Annotated in this window: 16 protein-coding genes; 12 read left to right on the top strand and 4 right to left on the bottom strand. The window is 69.6% G+C overall.

From position 1 onward, the window contains the following. Window positions 1-79: 79 nt before the first annotated feature. The gene (locus OG787_RS17710; protein ID WP_405535715.1) at window positions 80-952 is read right to left on the bottom strand and encodes an FG-GAP-like repeat-containing protein; all 873 of its coding nucleotides are present in this window, start codon (window positions 950-952) and stop codon (window positions 80-82) included. Here OG787_RS17710 and OG787_RS17705 point away from each other — a divergent pair. The 6 genes from OG787_RS17705 (at window position 939) to glmS (ending at window position 5,661) form a co-directional block, all read left to right on the top strand. After that, window positions 939-1,622 (top strand): polymorphic toxin-type HINT domain-containing protein, encoded by a 684-nt coding sequence (locus OG787_RS17705; protein WP_405535714.1) that lies wholly within the window; start codon window positions 939-941, stop codon window positions 1,620-1,622. The two genes, OG787_RS17710 and OG787_RS17705, sit on opposite strands and share 14 nt — an antisense overlap. Next, window positions 1,601-2,080 carry a hypothetical protein gene (locus OG787_RS17700; RefSeq protein WP_369030580.1) on the top strand — a complete coding sequence of 160 codons (480 nt, stop codon included), beginning with the start codon at window positions 1,601-1,603 and terminating at the stop codon, window positions 2,078-2,080. Before OG787_RS17705 ends, OG787_RS17700 begins: the two co-directional genes overlap by 22 nt. Before the next feature lie 185 nt (window positions 2,081-2,265). Continuing rightward, on the top strand, window positions 2,266-3,003 hold the full coding sequence (locus OG787_RS17695; protein WP_405535713.1) for a hypothetical protein: 738 nt from the start codon (window positions 2,266-2,268) through the stop codon (window positions 3,001-3,003). Window positions 3,004-3,205: 202 nt separating this feature from the next. Next, entirely contained in the window at window positions 3,206-3,403 is a 198-nt protein-coding gene (locus OG787_RS17690; protein ID WP_369030582.1) for a hypothetical protein, read from the top strand. Window positions 3,404-3,427: 24 nt separating this feature from the next. Further along, window positions 3,428-3,727, top strand: a complete 300-nt coding sequence (locus tag OG787_RS17685; RefSeq protein WP_369030583.1) for a hypothetical protein — start codon at window positions 3,428-3,430, stop codon at window positions 3,725-3,727. An 86-nt stretch (window positions 3,728-3,813) separates the two neighbouring features. Then, window positions 3,814-5,661: a glutamine--fructose-6-phosphate transaminase (isomerizing) gene (glmS, locus tag OG787_RS17680; protein WP_405535712.1), complete on the top strand. Its 1,848-nt coding sequence runs from the start codon at window positions 3,814-3,816 to the stop codon at window positions 5,659-5,661. Here glmS and OG787_RS17675 read toward each other — a convergent pair. Both OG787_RS17675 and OG787_RS17670 read right to left on the bottom strand, forming a co-directional pair. Further along, complete coding sequence (locus tag OG787_RS17675) at window positions 5,622-5,831, bottom strand: DUF397 domain-containing protein (RefSeq protein ID WP_405535711.1); 210 nt, start codon at window positions 5,829-5,831, stop codon at window positions 5,622-5,624. The two genes, glmS and OG787_RS17675, sit on opposite strands and share 40 nt — an antisense overlap. A 7-nt stretch (window positions 5,832-5,838) precedes the next feature. Then, a complete protein-coding gene (locus tag OG787_RS17670; protein WP_369030586.1) occupies window positions 5,839-6,669 on the bottom strand; it encodes a helix-turn-helix domain-containing protein in 831 nt (276 codons plus the stop codon). A gap of 161 nt (window positions 6,670-6,830) precedes the next feature. Between OG787_RS17670 and OG787_RS17665 the strand changes: the two genes are divergently transcribed. Genes OG787_RS17665 through OG787_RS17655 form a run of 3 tightly spaced genes read left to right on the top strand, consistent with a single transcriptional unit; the run spans window position 6,831 to window position 8,094 of the window. Beyond that, entirely contained in the window at window positions 6,831-7,253 is a 423-nt protein-coding gene (locus OG787_RS17665) for an ATP-binding protein (protein ID WP_369030587.1), read from the top strand. Then, window positions 7,253-7,726, top strand: coding sequence for a hypothetical protein (locus tag OG787_RS17660; RefSeq protein WP_405535710.1), 474 nt, complete (start codon window positions 7,253-7,255; stop codon window positions 7,724-7,726). The genes OG787_RS17665 and OG787_RS17660 overlap by 1 nt, the downstream gene beginning before the upstream one ends. Then, the gene (locus OG787_RS17655) at window positions 7,723-8,094 is read left to right on the top strand and encodes a holo-ACP synthase (RefSeq protein WP_369030589.1); all 372 of its coding nucleotides are present in this window, start codon (window positions 7,723-7,725) and stop codon (window positions 8,092-8,094) included. The genes OG787_RS17660 and OG787_RS17655 overlap by 4 nt, the downstream gene beginning before the upstream one ends. Before the next feature lie 9 nt (window positions 8,095-8,103). Here OG787_RS17655 and OG787_RS17650 read toward each other — a convergent pair whose 3' ends face one another. After that, entirely contained in the window at window positions 8,104-12,090 is a 3,987-nt protein-coding gene (locus OG787_RS17650; protein WP_405535709.1) for an NACHT and WD repeat domain-containing protein, read from the bottom strand. A gap of 195 nt (window positions 12,091-12,285) precedes the next feature. On the opposite strand from OG787_RS17650, the gene OG787_RS17645 reads away from it, so the two are divergent. The 3 genes from OG787_RS17645 (at window position 12,286) to alr (ending at window position 16,301) form a co-directional block, all read left to right on the top strand. Then, window positions 12,286-13,806, top strand: a complete 1,521-nt coding sequence (locus OG787_RS17645; protein ID WP_405535708.1) for an NAD(P)H-hydrate dehydratase — start codon at window positions 12,286-12,288, stop codon at window positions 13,804-13,806. Between the two features lie 373 nt (window positions 13,807-14,179). Beyond that, a complete protein-coding gene (locus OG787_RS17640; protein WP_369030592.1) occupies window positions 14,180-15,070 on the top strand; it encodes a L,D-transpeptidase family protein in 891 nt (296 codons plus the stop codon). Between the two features lie 49 nt (window positions 15,071-15,119). Then, window positions 15,120-16,301, top strand: a complete 1,182-nt coding sequence (alr, locus tag OG787_RS17635) for an alanine racemase (RefSeq protein WP_405535707.1) — start codon at window positions 15,120-15,122, stop codon at window positions 16,299-16,301. Window positions 16,302-16,317: the final 16 nt, after the last annotated feature.

Below are 16,317 nucleotides of genomic sequence, written 5' to 3'. Positions count from 1 at the left end.
AGTCCATTGTTACGGGAGTGTGGACGGGGTGGGGGGTGGGGTGCGTCACGCCACCCCCCACGTCCATGTTTCCGGCTGGTCAGCCGACCGCCCCCTTCTCCGTCCAGCCGCTGCTCACCACCGTCGTGTACGCGCCGACCGCCGTCTTGCCGCCCCGGTAGAAGCGGACCGTGCCCAGGTCGTCGTTCATGACCGCCCACATGTCCGGGATGCCGTCCAGGTTGACGTCCGGGCCGCCCATGAGGAGACGGACGCTCGATGTCGTCCAGCCGGAGGCCGCGTACTCGGTGTCCGAGCCGTTGAGGGAGCTGGTGGAGACGGCGAGGGAGGCGAGGGAGGTGCCGCCGTTGCCGTCGGACTTGCCGTAGCGGAGCAGGAGGCGGCCGGAAGGGATGCTGCGGTAGAGCAGGTCGACCACGTCGTCCGCGTTGTGGTCGCCGAGCGAGACCAGCTCGCGGTCGAGCCAGGGGCCGTCGTTCTGGAGGACGGCACGGGAGAACGTACCGCCCGTGTAGCCGAGGAAGGCCCAGTACTGGTCGCCGACGATGGCGAAGAGGTCGGGCCGCTTGTCGTTGTCGACGTCGCCGACGGCGAGGATCTGGTCGAGGTCGGCCGGGTCGGGGGCGTCGGCGGGGAGCTGGATCTCCGTCTGCCGGTTGATGTCGACGCTGCCGTAGCCGTCGCCCGGGTAGACGTAGAGCTTGCCGTCGGGCATCCGGGCGACGAGGTCCTGGATGCCGTCGCCGGGCAGGAAGTCGCCGTTGTGGGTGATGAGCGCGCCGGTCCAGTAGTTGTCGTAGGCGTCGTCCTCCGCGAGGACCGCTCCCTCGTCGTGCGCGGCGGGCAGGGAGGCGTGGATGTCGCCGTTGCTGGGGGCCGGGTAGAGACGGAGGTCGTCGAACTGGTCGATGACGAAGAGGTCGGGCTTGGCGTCGCCGGTGACGTCACTCAAGGGCGACGGCGTCAAGCACCTGGTCAAGGTCACCATCGACATCGACGGTGACAAGGGCGACGCCGTGGCCTCGGTGACCGCGACCGACGGGCATCCCATCTGGGTCCCGGAACTCGGCAAGTGGGTCGACGCCAACCAACTGGCTGCGGGGCATCGGCTGCAGACCGGTGCCGGCACGTATGTCCAGATCACCGCCATCGAGCGCTGGACCGCCCAGCAGACCACCGTCCATAACCTCACTGTCAGCGACCTCCACACGTACTACGTGCTGGCGGGTGATGCCTCGGTTCTCGTCCACAACTGTGGTGGGTCACAACCCGGGCACTCCGAGCTCTGCAGATGCGATCCGGAGAATCCCCGCAGCGAGGTCGTCTTGGACGCAGGCTCGTTCGAACAGGCCAGAAACCAGGCGATGGACATCGTGGGACCCATTGATGCCGGTTCGTGGCAACGACGGCAGGGGACGATGGAGTCTGCGGTCGATACCTTTGGTAGGGATACGGGGTTCACTGCGACCAGTGGCGGGAATTACAGATCGTTCCGCTTGGACACCGACCCAAGAATTGGCACGCACATCAATGTGATGACGGGTAAGGGTGCGTTGGTTCGCAAAACGGCGATAAGGTTCCCCGGTGGGAGCATTTTGACTTGGCTGAGGCGGAATGTATGACTGGAAGTAGTTCCTATGCGAGTCACCCGGAATACCTTCCGGACTTCATGAACGACCCCCGCGACGATGACGGCCGCCAGGTTGTGAAGTTGGATCTCGCCGAGAACAGTGAACTGGCAGCAGCGAGCCTGAGCAGGTTCCCTGCCGCCAGCGGCGACGTAATTGACTTCGAATCTACTTCGTACGAAGACCGCCTTTGGTGGGACGATGAGGAGCACTGGACGAGGATGGCGGCGGAATTGCTTTCCCCGTACGTGCAGCGGGGGGAACGGATCGCCATTATTTGGGGAAATTATGTGATGCCGACCGTGACCATGCCTGCGGATGTCGCAGTGAGACATGCGCAGGATATCCTGGACGCCGGACCGCACTTCTGGATCCACCCGCTTGGCGGTTCGGTACTCATTGAATGCCTGATGGATGGACAGGTGACGATCGCGACGATTCCATCAGACTGACGGGAAGACTCTGGCACCATCCAGATTTGGGCTGCTCGAGAGGGAGGATTCACGTCAAATTCTGACCGGCAATGTGTCAGTCGTTGTTGGTACGGCAGGGAAAGTAAATGCAGCCCATCATGAACAGTTCCGGAATACCCCGCAGTCGTCCCCGCACCCACACTCGTACCGGTGTTTTTGCGGCCGTGGTACTTCCGCTTGCCCTGATCGCCGGATGCGGCGGCTCCACCAGTTCCAGTAGAGAGAGTGGCGCGGGGACTGCGGGCCCCGCCTCCCCTTCAAGTTCGAGCACCCGGAGTGCGTCCAAGGCGCTCGCCGCCGCTCGCCTGGACAAGCTGGCTCTGGCCGCGAGTGATCTCAAGGGGTTCGGTGTCAGGAAGCTCAAAGCGGTCGAGGTGTTCACCCAACATGACGTGCGTACGGCCGAGGAGGACTGCGCTCCGCTCAGCCAGGTCACGGAGGGGGTGGCCATGGGTGACCCGGCGGCCACCGCGCAGCGCCGGGTGACGTCTGACCTCGACGACGACGCTATCGCCGCCGCGGGCTCCGAGGAGGAGCTGGACGCGGCGTTCACCACTACCAACACCATGGTGACTCTCGCCTCGTACGACAGCCCGGACCAGGCGCGGGCGGTGCTCAAGGCGCTTAGGAGCGGGATCGCCGTGTGCGGCGGGGGGTTCTCGTCTTTCAGCATCGACAAGGTGAGTGTGGACGCCGCACCGGAAGCGGGCGACGAGGCCGTCGCCTTCACCGTGCGGCCCCAGGAGGAGGGTGATCTGATGGGCCCGACAAGGGCTGTGGTGTTCCGGCACGGCAGCACTCTCGCTCAGTTCGGAACCGGCAACCCGGCCTTCACTGTGTCCAGCGGCGACTTCGAGGTGCCGGCCGCCCTGATCGAGGCCCAGGACGCGAAGCTCGGCTGACGGGCAACGCCCGGAAGACCTGGATGACTTGGTCAGGCTGAAGCGTCGGCGTTTCCCCGCTCCGGAAGGCCAATGAGTCGGCGGGGCACACCACGTTCATCGTGTTGTTGTGCGGAGCGTGCGGGGCGATTCAGGTACGAACTGAAAGTGGAGTGCTGGGGCTTCGTGCGGTGGATCCTGATTTGTGGATCATGTTCGATCGATGGTGGTAGCGGCTTTTGAGGATGCGGCCTGTGTGCCGCTGGCGTATCTCCAGTCCGGTTCCTGCGGCAAGCCGGTGGCCACGGTGAAGCGGACGTGGAAGGGCGATGTCGCGAAGCCCGCCGCCGGGGCGAGTGAGGAGGACCAGTTCCTCGCCACCCTTGACCTTGAGCCGGCCGTCATCACGCTGGCCGCGTAGGAGGACGGCGGCGCCGAGCAGGTCATGAAGGATCTCGACGCGGCCGTGGGCAAGTGCGCCGCCGGGTTCTCCTACACCGTGACCGGCACGAAGAGCGACGCCCTCAAGGTGACCAAGACCGCGGCGCCCGAGGGAGCGGACGAGGCGCTCGCCCTGACGACGACCGTGGACGCCGGTTTGAAGGCGCCGATGAAGGCCGTCGTCGTCCGCAAGGGCTCCACCGTCGTCTACGTCCCCGCCGTCAACTTCGCCTCGGCCTCCACCGGCAAGGACTACGACTTCCCCACGGAGATCATCGACGCGCAGCTCGCCAAGCTCGGCTGAGCCACGTCACCCGCGGCTCCGGGAATTTCCGATATCGGGCACGCGGTGCACGGGTGTGGCCTGTGTTCGATCGTAGGCTGCGGCACATGTGCGGAATCGTGGGTTACGTGGGGTCGCAGTCGGCTCTCGACGTCGTGATGGCCGGGCTGAAGCGGCTGGAGTACCGGGGGTATGACTCGGCCGGGGTGGCCGTGCTCGCGGACGGTGGGCTGGCCGGTGCCAAGAAGGCCGGGAAGCTCGTCAATCTTGAGAAGCAGCTCGTTGAGCGGCCGTTGCCTAGTGGCGGCACGGGCATCGGGCACACCCGGTGGGCCACCCACGGCGGGCCCACCGACGCCAACGCCCATCCGCATCTCGACAACGCCGGGCGCGTCGCCGTCGTCCACAACGGGATCATCGAGAACTTCGCCTGTCTGCGGGCGGAGTTGGCCGAGCGCGGGCATGAACTGGCCTCCGAGACCGACACCGAGGTCGTCGCGCATCTGCTCGCCGAGGAGTTCTCCGCGTGTGCCGATCTCGCCGAGGCCATGCGGCTCGTCTGCCGGCGGCTCGAAGGGGCGTTCACGCTCGTCGCCGTGCATGCCGACGAGCCGGACGTCGTCGTCGGGGCGCGGCGGAACTCGCCGCTCGTGGTGGGTGTTGGAGAGGGCGAGGCCTTTCTCGCCTCGGACGTCGCCGCGTTCATCGCCCACACGCGGTCTGCGATCGAGTTGGGCCAGGACCAGGTGGTGGAGCTGCGCCGGGACGGGGTCACGGTGACGGGCTTCGACGGCAGTCCGGGGGACGCGCGGTCGTATCACGTCGACTGGGATGTGTCGGCCGCGGAAAAGGGGGGCTATGACTACTTCATGCTCAAGGAGATCGCCGAGCAGCCCAAGGCTGTCGCCGATACCTTGCTGGGGCGTATCGACGCGGCCGGCTCACTGACGCTGGATGAAGTGCGGATTCCTGCGAGTGCGTTGCGGGAAGTCGAGAAGGTCGTTGTTGTCGCTTGCGGTACGGCATTTCATGCCGGGCTCATCGCCAAGTACGCCATCGAGCACTGGACGCGCATTCCGTGCGAGGTGGAGTTGGCCAGCGAGTTCCGGTATCGGGATCCCATTCTCGACGCGCGGACCCTGGTCATCGCCATCTCTCAGTCCGGCGAGACCATGGACACCTTGATGGCTCTACGCCACGCCCGCGAGCAGGGTGCCAAGGTGCTGGCCATCTGCAACACCAACGGCTCGACGATCCCGCGCGAGTCGGACGCGGTGCTGTACACGCATGCGGGGCCCGAGGTTGCGGTTGCCTCCACCAAGGCGTTCCTCACCCAGTTGGTCGCCTGTTATCTCGTCGCCCTGTACCTGGGGCAGGTGCGCGGTACCAAGTGGGGCGATGAGATTCGGGCCGTCGTACGGGACTTGGCGGACATCTCCGGTGCGGTCGAGCGCGTACTGGAGACGATGGAGCCCGTGCGCGAGCTGGCACGTTCGCTCGCCGACAAGAACACGGTGCTGTTCTTGGGGCGGCACGTGGGGTATCCGGTGGCTCTTGAGGGTGCGCTGAAGTTGAAGGAGCTTGCTTACATGCATGCCGAGGGGTTCGCGGCTGGTGAGCTGAAGCATGGGCCCATCGCGTTGATCGAGGACGATGTGCCTGTTGTTGTGGTCGTGCCCTCGGCTCGGGGGCGGTCCGTCCTCCACGACAAGATCGTGTCCAACATCCAGGAGATCCGGGCGCGGGGTGCGCGGACGATCGTCATCGCGGAGGAGGGGGACGAGGCGGTGGTGCCGTACGCGGATCACTTGATCCGCATTCCGGCTACGCCGACCTTGCTTCAGCCGCTCGTCGCTACCGTGCCGTTGCAGGTGTTCGCGTGTGAGCTGGCTACGGCTCGGGGCAACGAGGTGGATCAGCCTCGGAACCTGGCGAAGTCGGTGACGGTGGAGTAGTCCTTCACGGTGGCCAGGAAGGGTGCGAAGGCTTCGGTCGGGAAGGTGAGGGCGCGGGAGGCTCGGGCCTTTGAGTCACGGACGGCTATGTGGGTGGGGGAGGTCGCGATCTCCACGCAGTTGTTGCCATCGCCTTCGCCTGAGTAGGAGGACTTCCGCCAGTTGTTCATGGAGACCTCACAGCTCTTGCGCCAGCTTGTGGATGAAGTCGCGCGACCGTTCGGGGGCGAGGGATACAGCTTCTACCTTACGGAAGCGTGTTCGATAGGTGTTGAGCTGGGCCTCGGAATCGATCAGGACCGTTCCATGGGGGGCGTCGCGCACCACCGTGTCGAGTCTGGCCAGCGGGCCGCCCACATACGTCATCGTGCTGGAGGCTCTGGTGAAGCCGTCCAGGTCGAAGGGGATGACGCGCAAGGTGATGTGGTCCTCTTCGGAGAGCTTGAGGAGCCGGGCGAGTTGAGCCTTTGAAGCGGCCCGGTCGCTGACTCGGATCCGAAGCGCTGACTCATGGACCACGGCTTCGTACGGGGTGGTCGTCCCCTGGCGTGCCATCCGGTGCCGGATGCGCAACTCAAGCTCGTCGTGGGTGAGTTCGGGCAGCCTGGACGAAAAGACGGCGCGGGCGTAGTCCTCCGTTTGGAGGAGGCCCGGCACATAGAGGATCGCTACCTCGTGCAGGAAGGTGGCGTGGTGGTCCAGTTCGGCGAGGTCCAGGAACGGTGTGGGCAGCAGGCCCCGGTATTCCTCCCACCAGCCGCGTGTCCGGTCCGTAGCCATCGCGACCAGGGCGTCGACGAACTCCTCGTCCGTACAGGCGTAGTGGGATGCGAGGCGGCGGAGTCGATGCTCGCTCACTCCCGCGAGGGCGGACTCGATGTGGGTGATCTGCGCGGGGCTCACTCCGAGCAGCGCTGCCGCCTGGCGGGAGTTGAGGCCCGCTGCTTCACGGAGTCTGCGTAGCTCGGTCGCCAGGCGCGTCTGGCGGGCCGTTGATTCACGCCTCAAAGCTCTCGACCGCTCCTAGGTTCAACGCGCCTGTGGGCGCGACTCGTTCGGGGTCAGATTACGCGACCAGCTTGCCGTATCTCTAGATTTATATCTACTGTCGGTGATCTGGTGCACACTCTGCGTACGCCTGGACCATGCCGCCGAACAGGAGTTGACGCATGTCTGAAACCGACCCTGAGTCATGGGAGTACTCCCTCTACATCCCCAACGACCCCCGCGCCGTCACCGTCAGCCGCCGCACCCTCCGCCTCATCCTCACCATGCACGGACTCATCGGCCTCGTCGACGTCGCCGAACTCCTCGCCAGTGAGCTGGTGTCCAACGCCGTACGGCACACCAAGGGGCCCGCCGCCCTGCGCGTCCGCTGGTCGGCCGGTGTACTGCGGATCGGAGCTTGGGACGCCGACCCCCGACCGCCGCAGCCGCCCCGGGACTTGGGGCAGCTCGTCGAGTTGGAGCCGGAGGACGGGCGTGGGCTCGGCATGGTGCTGGCCTGTGCCGACCTCTGGGGATGGCAGCCGCTGAGTCGCTTCGGGAATCGCGGCAAATTCGTGTGGTGCGAGCTGCGGGCCGCCGCGTGATGCACTCGAACCGAGAGCTGGAGCTGGGCCTGCGCCCGGAACTGGAAGAGGAAGTCTCCGGCATCGCCACGGGGCTTGTGGCGGCCATGGCCTTGGTTGGCCTCTCGCCCGAGAAGGCCATGGCCGAACTCCGCGGCAGGCTCAAGGAGATCATCAACCGGGACGGTCTGTCGCCCGGAGAGATCACGTATCTGCGGGGAAAGATCGAGAAATGGCCGACGGGATATGGCGAGCAGTGGGCCACCGGCTACGCCGTCGGCCTGGCGGAGGGGAAGGCCGAGGTGATCCTGACCGTGCTGGAAGTGCGGAGGCTCCCCGTCTCCGACGACCTCCGCGCACGCCTCACCACCTGCACCGACCTTGCTCGCCTCGATGACTGGCTCAACCGCGTCCGCACGGTGGAGCGTGCTGAGGAGCTGTTCGGCAAGGCGGCCGACCGAGGGCGCCGTACGGATCGTAAAGTGCGCGGATGAGCATCATCGGAGTCGGCATCGACGTCGCCGAGATCGAGCGGTTCCGGGCCTCGCTGGAGCGGACGCCCGGGCTGGCCCAACGGTTGTTTCTGGAGGGCGAGTTGCTGCTGCCCAGCGGGGAGCGGCGCGGGGTCGCCTCGCTGGCCGCGCGGTTCGCGGCGAAGGAGGCGCTCGCCAAGGCGCTGGGTGCTCCGGGCGGGCTGCTCTGGACGGACGCGGAGGTCTGCGTCGAGGACAGCGGGCGGCCCTGGCTGCGGGTGACGGGGACGGTGGCCGCGCGCGCGGAGGAACTCGGGGTGCGGTCATGGCATGTGTCGCTCAGTCATGACGCGGGGGTTGCCTCGGCAGTTGTGGTGGCCGAGGGGTAGCCGCAGGGGTCACTTGGGGCACGGTGGGTCGTACGGCAGGTCCGGGGAGACGTACTTTCTCCACTGGGCCGGCGTCATCGCCGAAGACGTCGACGCGCACAGGAGTGTGCGGGCCGTGGTCGGGTCGGTCTGCCAGAGGCGTACCGTGCCGTCCGCGCCGCCGGTGATCAGGGTGCCGGCGCGGGGGCTGAACTCCAGTGCCGAGACGAGGCCGCCGTGGCCGGTGACCGGGAGGCCGTAGGCCGTGGCGTGGGCCGGGTCGGTGGTGTCCCACAGGCGGATCTGGCCGATGCCGTTGCCGCTCGCGAGCAGGCCGCCGCTCGGAGCGAAGTCCAGGCTGTTCACGATTCCGCCGGTGAGCAGCGGTTTGCCCAGCGGGGTCGGGGCGGTCGGGCGGGACATGTTCCAGAGGCGGACAGAGCTGTCTCCGTTGCCTGTCGCGACGACCCGGGTCCGTGTGTCGGCGGCCAGGGTGATGACTATCTGGCCGGTGCTGATCCGGCCCGTCTCGGTGGGTACGGTGCCGTCCGCCGTTCGCCAGACGCGCAGATTGCCGCCGTAGACCTCGCCCGTGTAGACGTAGCCGCCCCGGGGCGCGGCGGCCACGGCCCGGACCGGCAGCAGGTATCCGCCGAGCGGGCCGTCGCCTAGGGGGGTGGGGCGGGCCGGGTCGGAGACGTCCCAGGCGTGCAGGCTGCCGCTGAAACCGCTCTGTAGTTGCAGTGCGCCCGCCAGCAGCGTGTGTCCCGAGGCGTCGAAGGCCAGCCCGCCGACCGGTATCCCGACGCCCGGCCGCACCGCGCCGGCCTCCAGCGGGCGGGCCGGTGCCGACACGTTCCAGAGCCTGATCCCGCCGCCGAAGTCGCCGACGGCCAGCAGGCGTTGCCCGGTCCGGCCCGGCCGGAAGGCCAGCGCGTTCACCGACGTACGGGCATCGGGGAGCCGGCCGACCTGGGTGAGCCGGGACGGGTCGGAGATGTCCCACAGGGTGACGGACGGGCCGGAGGCCACCGCGAGCAGGCGTCCGTCGTCGGTCGGTGACACCACTTCGGCCGCGTAGCCGCCGGTGGTGACGGCGAGGGTCGGGGGCAGTCGCCACAGCAGGATCCTGCCGTCCCCGCCGCCGCTGGCGAGGGTGCGTCCGGTGCTGTCGAAGGACAGAGTGGTGATGTTGGCCGTGTGTCCTTGCAGGGCCGGGCCGAGGGTCCTGGTGGTACCCGGGGCCCCGACGTTCCAGAGGTAGACGCTGCCGGAGTTCTCACCGGTGGCGAGCAGTCGGCCGTCCGGGCTGAACTCGACCGACGTGGCCGGGCTGCTGAGGAAGAGCTGGCTCGCCACCTTCGGGCGGCGCGGCTGCGAGAGGTCCCAGACGACCACCTTGTTGTCGCTGCCCGCGCTGGCCAGGACCGGCCCGACCGGGCTGAACGCGACATGGTTGACGACGGTGGAGTGACTGCCCAGCTCGCCGCCCACGGCCTTCGGGCGGCCCGGGTCCGAGACGTCCATCAGACGTAGGCGCTGGACACGTTCGGTCCCCGGGGTCGTGCCGCCGCAGATGGCGAGGAGGGTGCCGTCCCGGCTGAAGGAGAGGGACGAGGCGCTCTGCCCGGGGACGGACGCGATGCTGCTCAGCCGCCGCGGTCGCCGGGGCTCCACGACACTCCACAGCTGCACCTCGCCGGACATCATGGCGCCGCCCGACTGGACGGTGCTGACGAAGGCCAGCGTCCGGCCGTCGGGGCTGAACCGCAGGATGGGCAACGGTCCCGTCGAGACCTGGATCCAGTCCGAGAGCGGTACGGGGTGCGCGCCGTCGGAGACATCGAAGATCCGCATCGCGCCGTCCCCGCCGCCCACCGCCAGCAGACCGCGCTTCGGGCTGTACACCGACGACACCCGGGTCCCCGCCCGGCCGGCGACCGGAGAGGCCAGCGGGGCCGGGCGGGTCGGGTCCGCCGCGTTCCAGAACCGCAGCGCGTCCCCGCCGGTGGCCAGCCGCCCCTTCGCGCCGAAGGAGACCGAGTGCACGGCGCCGAAGTCCCCCGGCAGCCGCGTCGGCATCACCGCCCCCGCCTCCTGCATCAGCCGCGTCCGTAACGCCGCCGTCGGCCGCATCCGGTACGCCACCAGGTCGAGTTGGGCGGCGAGCGCGCCGTTCGTGTCGCGCTGGCGGTCCGCCTCCGCCGTGACCCGGTCGAAGACCGCGTTGTCGCGCTGCTTCAGGGCGTCCGCGCGGCTGTCGAGGGCGAACACCGCGAGCCCGGAGGCGAGCAGTGCCAGGACGGTGATGACGGCCACCGCGCCGCGCCGCAGCAGCCTGCTCCGGCGCTCGTACCGCCCGGACACGTCGAGGAAGTCGGCGACCACCTCGACGAGATCCTCGTCGCGGTCGTCCGCCGCCCAGGAACGGGCCAGCTCCAGCCGCGCGCCCCGGTACAGCGAGGCCGTGTCCTTGCGCCCGCCGTTGTCCCAGGCGACGGCCGCCTCCTCCAGTTCCTGCCGAATGGGTACGCCGCCCTGCCCCGCAGCCGCGATCCAGCCGTGCAGACGTGGCCACGCCGTCAGCAGCACCTCGTGGGTGACCTCGACGGTGGCCCGCTCGGGTCCCCTGCCCTGGGTGAGCAGCCGGGCGAGGGTGAACCGCTCGACCAGGCCCGGGACGGCCCGGGGATCGGTGGTGGTCAGCAGCAGGTCGGCGCGGGTACGGGGGCGCCGTACGGCCTCGCCCCCGTCGCCGATCCTGACGAGGCTGAGGAACAGCTGCCGGGCCGTCCGCCGATCGGCCGGGCTCAGGCTCTTGAACTCCGTCTCGGCGGTGTCCGCCACGGCACCGTCGATGCCGCCGGTCTCCCGGTAGGTGCCCACGGTCAGGGTGTCGCCGACACGGTTCAGCCAGGTCTTCCGCAGCGCGTGGGCGAGCAGCGGCAGCCGGCCGGCCTCGTACGCGGCGGTGCCGGTGCTGGATGTGGTGTCGGAGGCGGCCCGGGCGTCGTCGTCGCCGACGGGGCGCCCGACGGTGCCGCGCAGGTCGCGCAGGACCGCGTCCACCAGTCCCGGCCCGAGCCTGAGCCCGGCGCGCCGGGCGGGCAGGGTCACGGCGTCGCGTACGTCCTTGTCGGTCATCGGGCCGACGATCAACTGCCGGTTCTGTAGGGCGTCGTGGAGGTGGGGATGGGCGACGCAGGAGCCGTAGACGTCGGCGCGCAGCCCGTAGACGGTCAGGGCGACGGGGGCGTGCGAGCCGTCGGCAGCGGTCAGGGCGGCGAGTACGGCGACGAAACGGCGGCGCACCGACTCGTCCTGGCAGAGCGTGAACAGCTCCTCGAGCTGGTCCACGACCAGCAGCACGTGCGCCTCCGTCGGCAGCGCGAGCCGCTCCCGCACCAGCCGGACGACACTTCCCGGGCCGCTCTCCACCGCCGCGCCGACCACCGCTTCCTCGGCCCCGGTGAGCAGGGCGAGACCGGTGGTGAGGGCGGCGAGCGGAGCGGCCGTGGGGGTCAGCAGGAGCTGGGGCCAGCGTTCCGCGCCGGGCAGCTGCCCCTTGGCCAGCTCGGGCAGCAGACCGGCGCGCAGCAGCGACGACTTGCCCGCGCCGGACGGGGCGACGACGGCGAGCGGACGGTGGTCGTCCAGACACTTCTCGAGCCGGTCGAACAACCTGCTGAGCAGGGTCCTCCGGCCGAAGAACCACTCGGCGTCCGCGCGTCCGAACGCGCGCATTCCCGGGTACGGGACACCCTCGCCGCCGGCCGGGACGGTGCCCCGCTCGACCGCCTCCTCGGCGCCGCCGCCGTCGTCGGGGTGGAAGTGCTGGTGCCGGTGCAGATGGTGGATCCGGATCAGATCGCCGTGTACGACGATCATGTTCTCCGCCGACTGGTGGACCGAACCGTGTTCGCTGGCCCAGGCGTGCATGTCCACGTTGCGGGCGGACTCGGTGGATCCGGTGGCGGGCTGCTCGCCGTCGTCCTCGGGACTTCTGTAGGGCGTCACCGGACGGGTACCGCCGTCGGTGTCGAGGCAGCGAGCTGTCGTCCGTCCATGGGGATCCCCCGATTCCCTTGGCACATGCGTCGTGCCGTGTGTCGTGGGAAAAAGTGTGAAGATGCGAACGGTCCGTGACCAGATGGTCGCTGTATGGATTTGGTGAACACGGACGGACGGGCGACGGTACGGGAGACTCGGCGTATGCGAACTGCGTACAGCGTGGAGACGGTACGGGCGGCCGAGCGAGAGCTGATGGCACGGTTGCCGGAGGGTGCGCTCATGCAGCGTGCGGCGGCCGGACTGGCCGTCGCCTGCGGTCGGTTGATGGGGCGGGTGTACGGGACGCGGGTCGTCCTGCTCGTCGGCAGCGGTGACAACGGCGGTGACGCCCTGTACGCCGGGGCCCGGCTCGCCCGGCGCGGGGCGGGCGTGACCGCGGTACTGCTCGCGCCGGAGCGCGCGCACTCCGGGGGGCTTGCGGCGCTGCGGGGGGCGGGCGGGACGGTGGTGCGCGCCGGTGGGGAATCCGGTGGGGGGTTTGGGCCCGGTGGTGGGGCTGGGGGTGGTAATGGCGATTTGGCTTGGGGCGAGGGGAGGGGCGGGGTTACGGGGGTTGTCCGGCGGGCCGATCTAGTCGTCGACGGCATCGTCGGGATCGGTGGGCGGGGTGGGCTCCGGGACGATGTCCTGCCGTTGGTGGCGGCGGTGCGGGAGTCGGGGGCCGCTGTGGTCGCCGTCGATCTGCCCAGTGGGGTCGACGCCGACAGTGGTGAGGTGCGCGGGGCGGCGATTCGGGCTGATCTGACGGTGACGTTCGGTACGCACAAGCCCGGGTTGCTCGTCGATCCCGCGCGCGAGTACGCCGGGACCGTACGGCTCGTCGACATCGGGCTCGGGGCTGTGCTGCCCGAGGTGGCCGAGCTGGAGGCGCTGCAACACGCGGACGTCGCCCGGTTGTTGCCGGTGCCCGGAGCCGAGAGCGACAAGTACCGGCGGGGCGTCGTCGGGATCGCGGCCGGGTCCGCGCGGTATCCGGGGGCCGCTGTGCTGGCCGTCGCCGGGGCGTTGCGGGGTGGGGCGGGGGCCGTGCGGTACGTGGGGCCGGCGGGGGATGCCGTGATCGCGCGTTTTCCGGAGGCGCTGGTGTCCGACCAGGGGCCGCGGGCGGCGGGGCGGGTGCAGGCGTGGGTGGTCGGGCCCGGGGCCGGGGACGATGCCGGTGCTGTCGCCGAGGTGCTGGAGGCGGATGTGCCTGTGCTGATCGATGCGGACGGGTTGCGGTTGGCGGAGAGGGAGGCTGTGCGGGGGCGTCGGGCGCCGACCCTCATGACCCCGCATGCGGGGGAGGCCGCCGCGCTGCTTGGCGTGGCCCGTGCGGAGGTGGAGGGCGCCCGGCTGTCCGCCGCCCGTGAACTCGCCGCCCGATACGGCGCGACCGTCCTCCTCAAGGGCTCGACCACCCTCGTCGTCGGCCCGGCGGCCGGCCCCGTACGGGTCAACCCGACCGGTACGCCCTGGCTTGCCACCGCTGGCAGTGGTGATGTGCTGTCCGGGCTGTGCGGGTCGTTGTTGGCGGCGGGGCTTTCGGCGGTGGACGCGGGGAGTGTGGGGGCGTATCTGCATGGGCTGGCGGGGCGGTTGGCGGCGGAGGGGGCGCCTGTGGGGGCGCAGGGGGTTGCGGAGGGGGTGGGGAGGGCTTGGCGGGATGTCCGGGGTGGGTGACGGTGGGATGTTTTTCGCCCCCGCCGCCCCTACCCGTCCCATCCCTGGGGGCTGCCGCCCCCAGACCCCCGCTTCGGCCTGAACGGCCTCGTCCTCAAACGCCGGACGGGCTGGAGGTGCCGGCCGGGGATGGATGGGTGCTGGTGAACGGGTGGGTGTGTTGAGGTGCCTCGACCCGCGCTGGTGAGTTGGCCGTAAACGGGTGGGTGGGCGGGAAACGCGACCTGGCCTGGACGGACGTTGCCTTTTGGACCCCGGACGAGCTGAGATGCCTCGACCCGCGCTGTACCGACGTTGCCTTTCGCGCCCCGGTCGGGTGACCCCGCCGCGCGGCTAACCCCGGTGCGGCCGACCCCCGCGTTCTCCTGATCGCATGATGAGCAGAAACATCACGCACCGGTGCCTGGCCGTGGCCCTCGTCGCGATGATCGCCCTTCCCGCCCACACCGCCCTTGCCCAGTCGCCGCCCCCGCCGTCGCCGGGCCTCATGGGCGATCTCGTTCCCGGCGTTCGGCCCTCGCCCTCTCAGCCGTGGAGCTTTGACACGCCGGATCAGGTGCTCGCCCCGCAGGTGTACACCCCGACGAAGAAAGAGGACGCCGTCGAGCCGGCCGACGCCGCGCAGGGGACGTACGACCTCATCGAGTACGTCCCTCTGAATGACGCCGCTCGCAAAGTTGCCTGCTCCAAGCTCACCGGGCCCTATCAGCGGCAGGTCGAGTACTGGCTGAAGCTGAAGGTGGACGGGAAGCAGTCCGCCGCCGACTGCCGGGCCATCCGCGCGTTCCAGCTCAAGCACAAGATCAAGCCCGCCATCGGGTTCGCGGGGCCCGTCACCTGGTCCCGTATGCAGTTGCTGTCCGCGCGGAAGAATCCGAACGCCGCCGGCAAGTGCCCCGTACGGACCTACCGTGTCGCCTGTGTCGACCTCGGGCGGCAGCTCACCTGGGTGCAGAAGGGGAAGAAGGTCGTTTACCAGCCCGTGCCCATTCGTAGTGGGCGGGCCGGGTACGCGACCCGGGGCGGGTGGCACAAGGTTTATTGGAAGCACAAGAATCATCACTCGACCCTCTACGACACCCCCATGCCCTACTCCCAGTTCTTCAGCGGCGGCCAGGCCTTCCACGGCGTCTACGGCAGCATCTACACCACCGTCGGCTCCATGGGCTGCGTCAACATGCGCCTCGCCGACGCCCGGAAGCTGTGGGACGTGCTGAAGACGGGCGACCGGGTGTACGTGTGGGGCCGACGGGCCGCGGGGTAGGCGCCACCGTGCTCCCGAGTCCCTCTGAGACACTGGGGGCGCCATGAGCATGAGTGAGACAGCAGCCCCGCCTCCCGCAACCCTGCGTGCCCGCGCCGAGATCGATCTCGCCGCCCTGCGGGCCAACGTACGGACCCTGCGCGCCCGCGCGCGCGGCGCGGCCCTGATGGCCGTCGTCAAGTCCGACGCGTACGGCCATGGGGCGCTCCGGTGTGCCCGGGCCGCCGTCGAGGCGGGTGCGGAGTGGCTCGGCACCGCCACCCCCGAGGAGGCGCTCGCCCTCCGGCAGCCGGCCTCCGGGATTCCTCGCGACGTCCGGATCATGTGCTGGCTCTGGACGCCCGGCGGGCCCTGGCAGGCCGCCATCGAGGCCGACATCGATGTGTCGGTGGGTGGGATGTGGGCCCTGCGGGAGGTCACGGAAGCCGCTTCCGCTGCTCATCGGCCCGCTCGTGTGCAGCTCAAGGCCGACACCGGGCTCGGGCGTGGTGGCTGTCAGCCGGGGGACGACTGGTGCGCGCTCGTCGCCGCGGCCCTGCGCGCCGAGCGGGACGGGCTGATCCGGGTCACCGGGCTGTGGTCCCATCTCGCCTGCGCCGACGAACCCGACCACCCCTCCATCGACGCCCAGCTCACCCGCTTCCACGACATGGTCGCGTACGCCGAACGGCACGGACTGCGGCCCGACGTACGGCATCTCGCCAACTCGCCCGCCGTGCTCAGCCGTCCGGACACCCACTTCGACCTCGTGCGGGCGGGGGTGGCCGTGTACGGCATCTCGCCGAGTCCCGAGATCGGGACCTCCGCCGACCTCGGGCTCCGGCCCGTGATGACGCTGGCCGCCTCGCTCGCGCTGGTCAAGCACATACCCGGTGGCCACGGCGTCAGTTACGGGCACCACTACCTCACCCCCGGCGCCACCACCCTCGGCCTGGTGCCCGTGGGCTACGCGGACGGCATCCCGCGCCACGCCTCCGGCACCGGTCCCGTGCTGATCGGCGGCAAGTGGCGGACCGTGGCCGGGCGGGTCGCCATGGACCAGTTCGTCGTGGATCTGGGGGGCGACGAGCCCGAGGCCGGCGCGGAGGTTCTCCTCTTCGGGCCCGGCGACCGCGGCGAGCCCACCGCCGAGGACTGGGCACAGGCGGCCGGGACGATCGCGTACGAAATCGTCACGCGCATCGGAACCCGGGTGCCCCGCGTCTACGTGAATGAGCAACAAGAGGGGTAGACGCCCGACGGGCTCT

It is taken from the genome of Streptomyces sp. NBC_00075, from assembly GCF_045041225.1.
GTDB lineage: Bacteria > Actinomycetota > Actinomycetes > Streptomycetales > Streptomycetaceae > Streptomyces > Streptomyces adonidis.
The sequence above is the reverse complement of the archived record's forward strand: the minus strand, read 5'-3'. Positions and strand labels throughout refer to the sequence as shown.

Bases quoted from the DNA above. Each gene is read 5' to 3' on its own strand.
- OG787_RS17665 (WP_369030587.1), top strand. From the start codon at position 6,831: ATGTCTGAAACCGACCCTGAGTCATGGGAGTACTCCCTCTACATCCCC.
- OG787_RS17660 (WP_405535710.1), top strand. From the start codon at position 7,253: ATGCACTCGAACCGAGAGCTGGAGCTGGGCCTGCGCCCGGAACTGGAA.
- OG787_RS17640 (WP_369030592.1), top strand. From the start codon at position 14,180: ATGATGAGCAGAAACATCACGCACCGGTGCCTGGCCGTGGCCCTCGTC.
- OG787_RS17655 (WP_369030589.1), top strand. From the start codon at position 7,723: ATGAGCATCATCGGAGTCGGCATCGACGTCGCCGAGATCGAGCGGTTC.
- OG787_RS17685 (WP_369030583.1), top strand. From the start codon at position 3,428: ATGAAGGATCTCGACGCGGCCGTGGGCAAGTGCGCCGCCGGGTTCTCC.
- OG787_RS17690 (WP_369030582.1), top strand. From the start codon at position 3,206: ATGGTGGTAGCGGCTTTTGAGGATGCGGCCTGTGTGCCGCTGGCGTAT.
- OG787_RS17645 (WP_405535708.1), top strand. From the start codon at position 12,286: ATGCGAACTGCGTACAGCGTGGAGACGGTACGGGCGGCCGAGCGAGAG.
- glmS (WP_405535712.1), top strand. From the start codon at position 3,814: ATGTGCGGAATCGTGGGTTACGTGGGGTCGCAGTCGGCTCTCGACGTC.
- OG787_RS17675 (WP_405535711.1), bottom strand. From the start codon at position 5,831: ATGAACAACTGGCGGAAGTCCTCCTACTCAGGCGAAGGCGATGGCAAC.
- alr (WP_405535707.1), top strand. From the start codon at position 15,120: ATGAGTGAGACAGCAGCCCCGCCTCCCGCAACCCTGCGTGCCCGCGCC.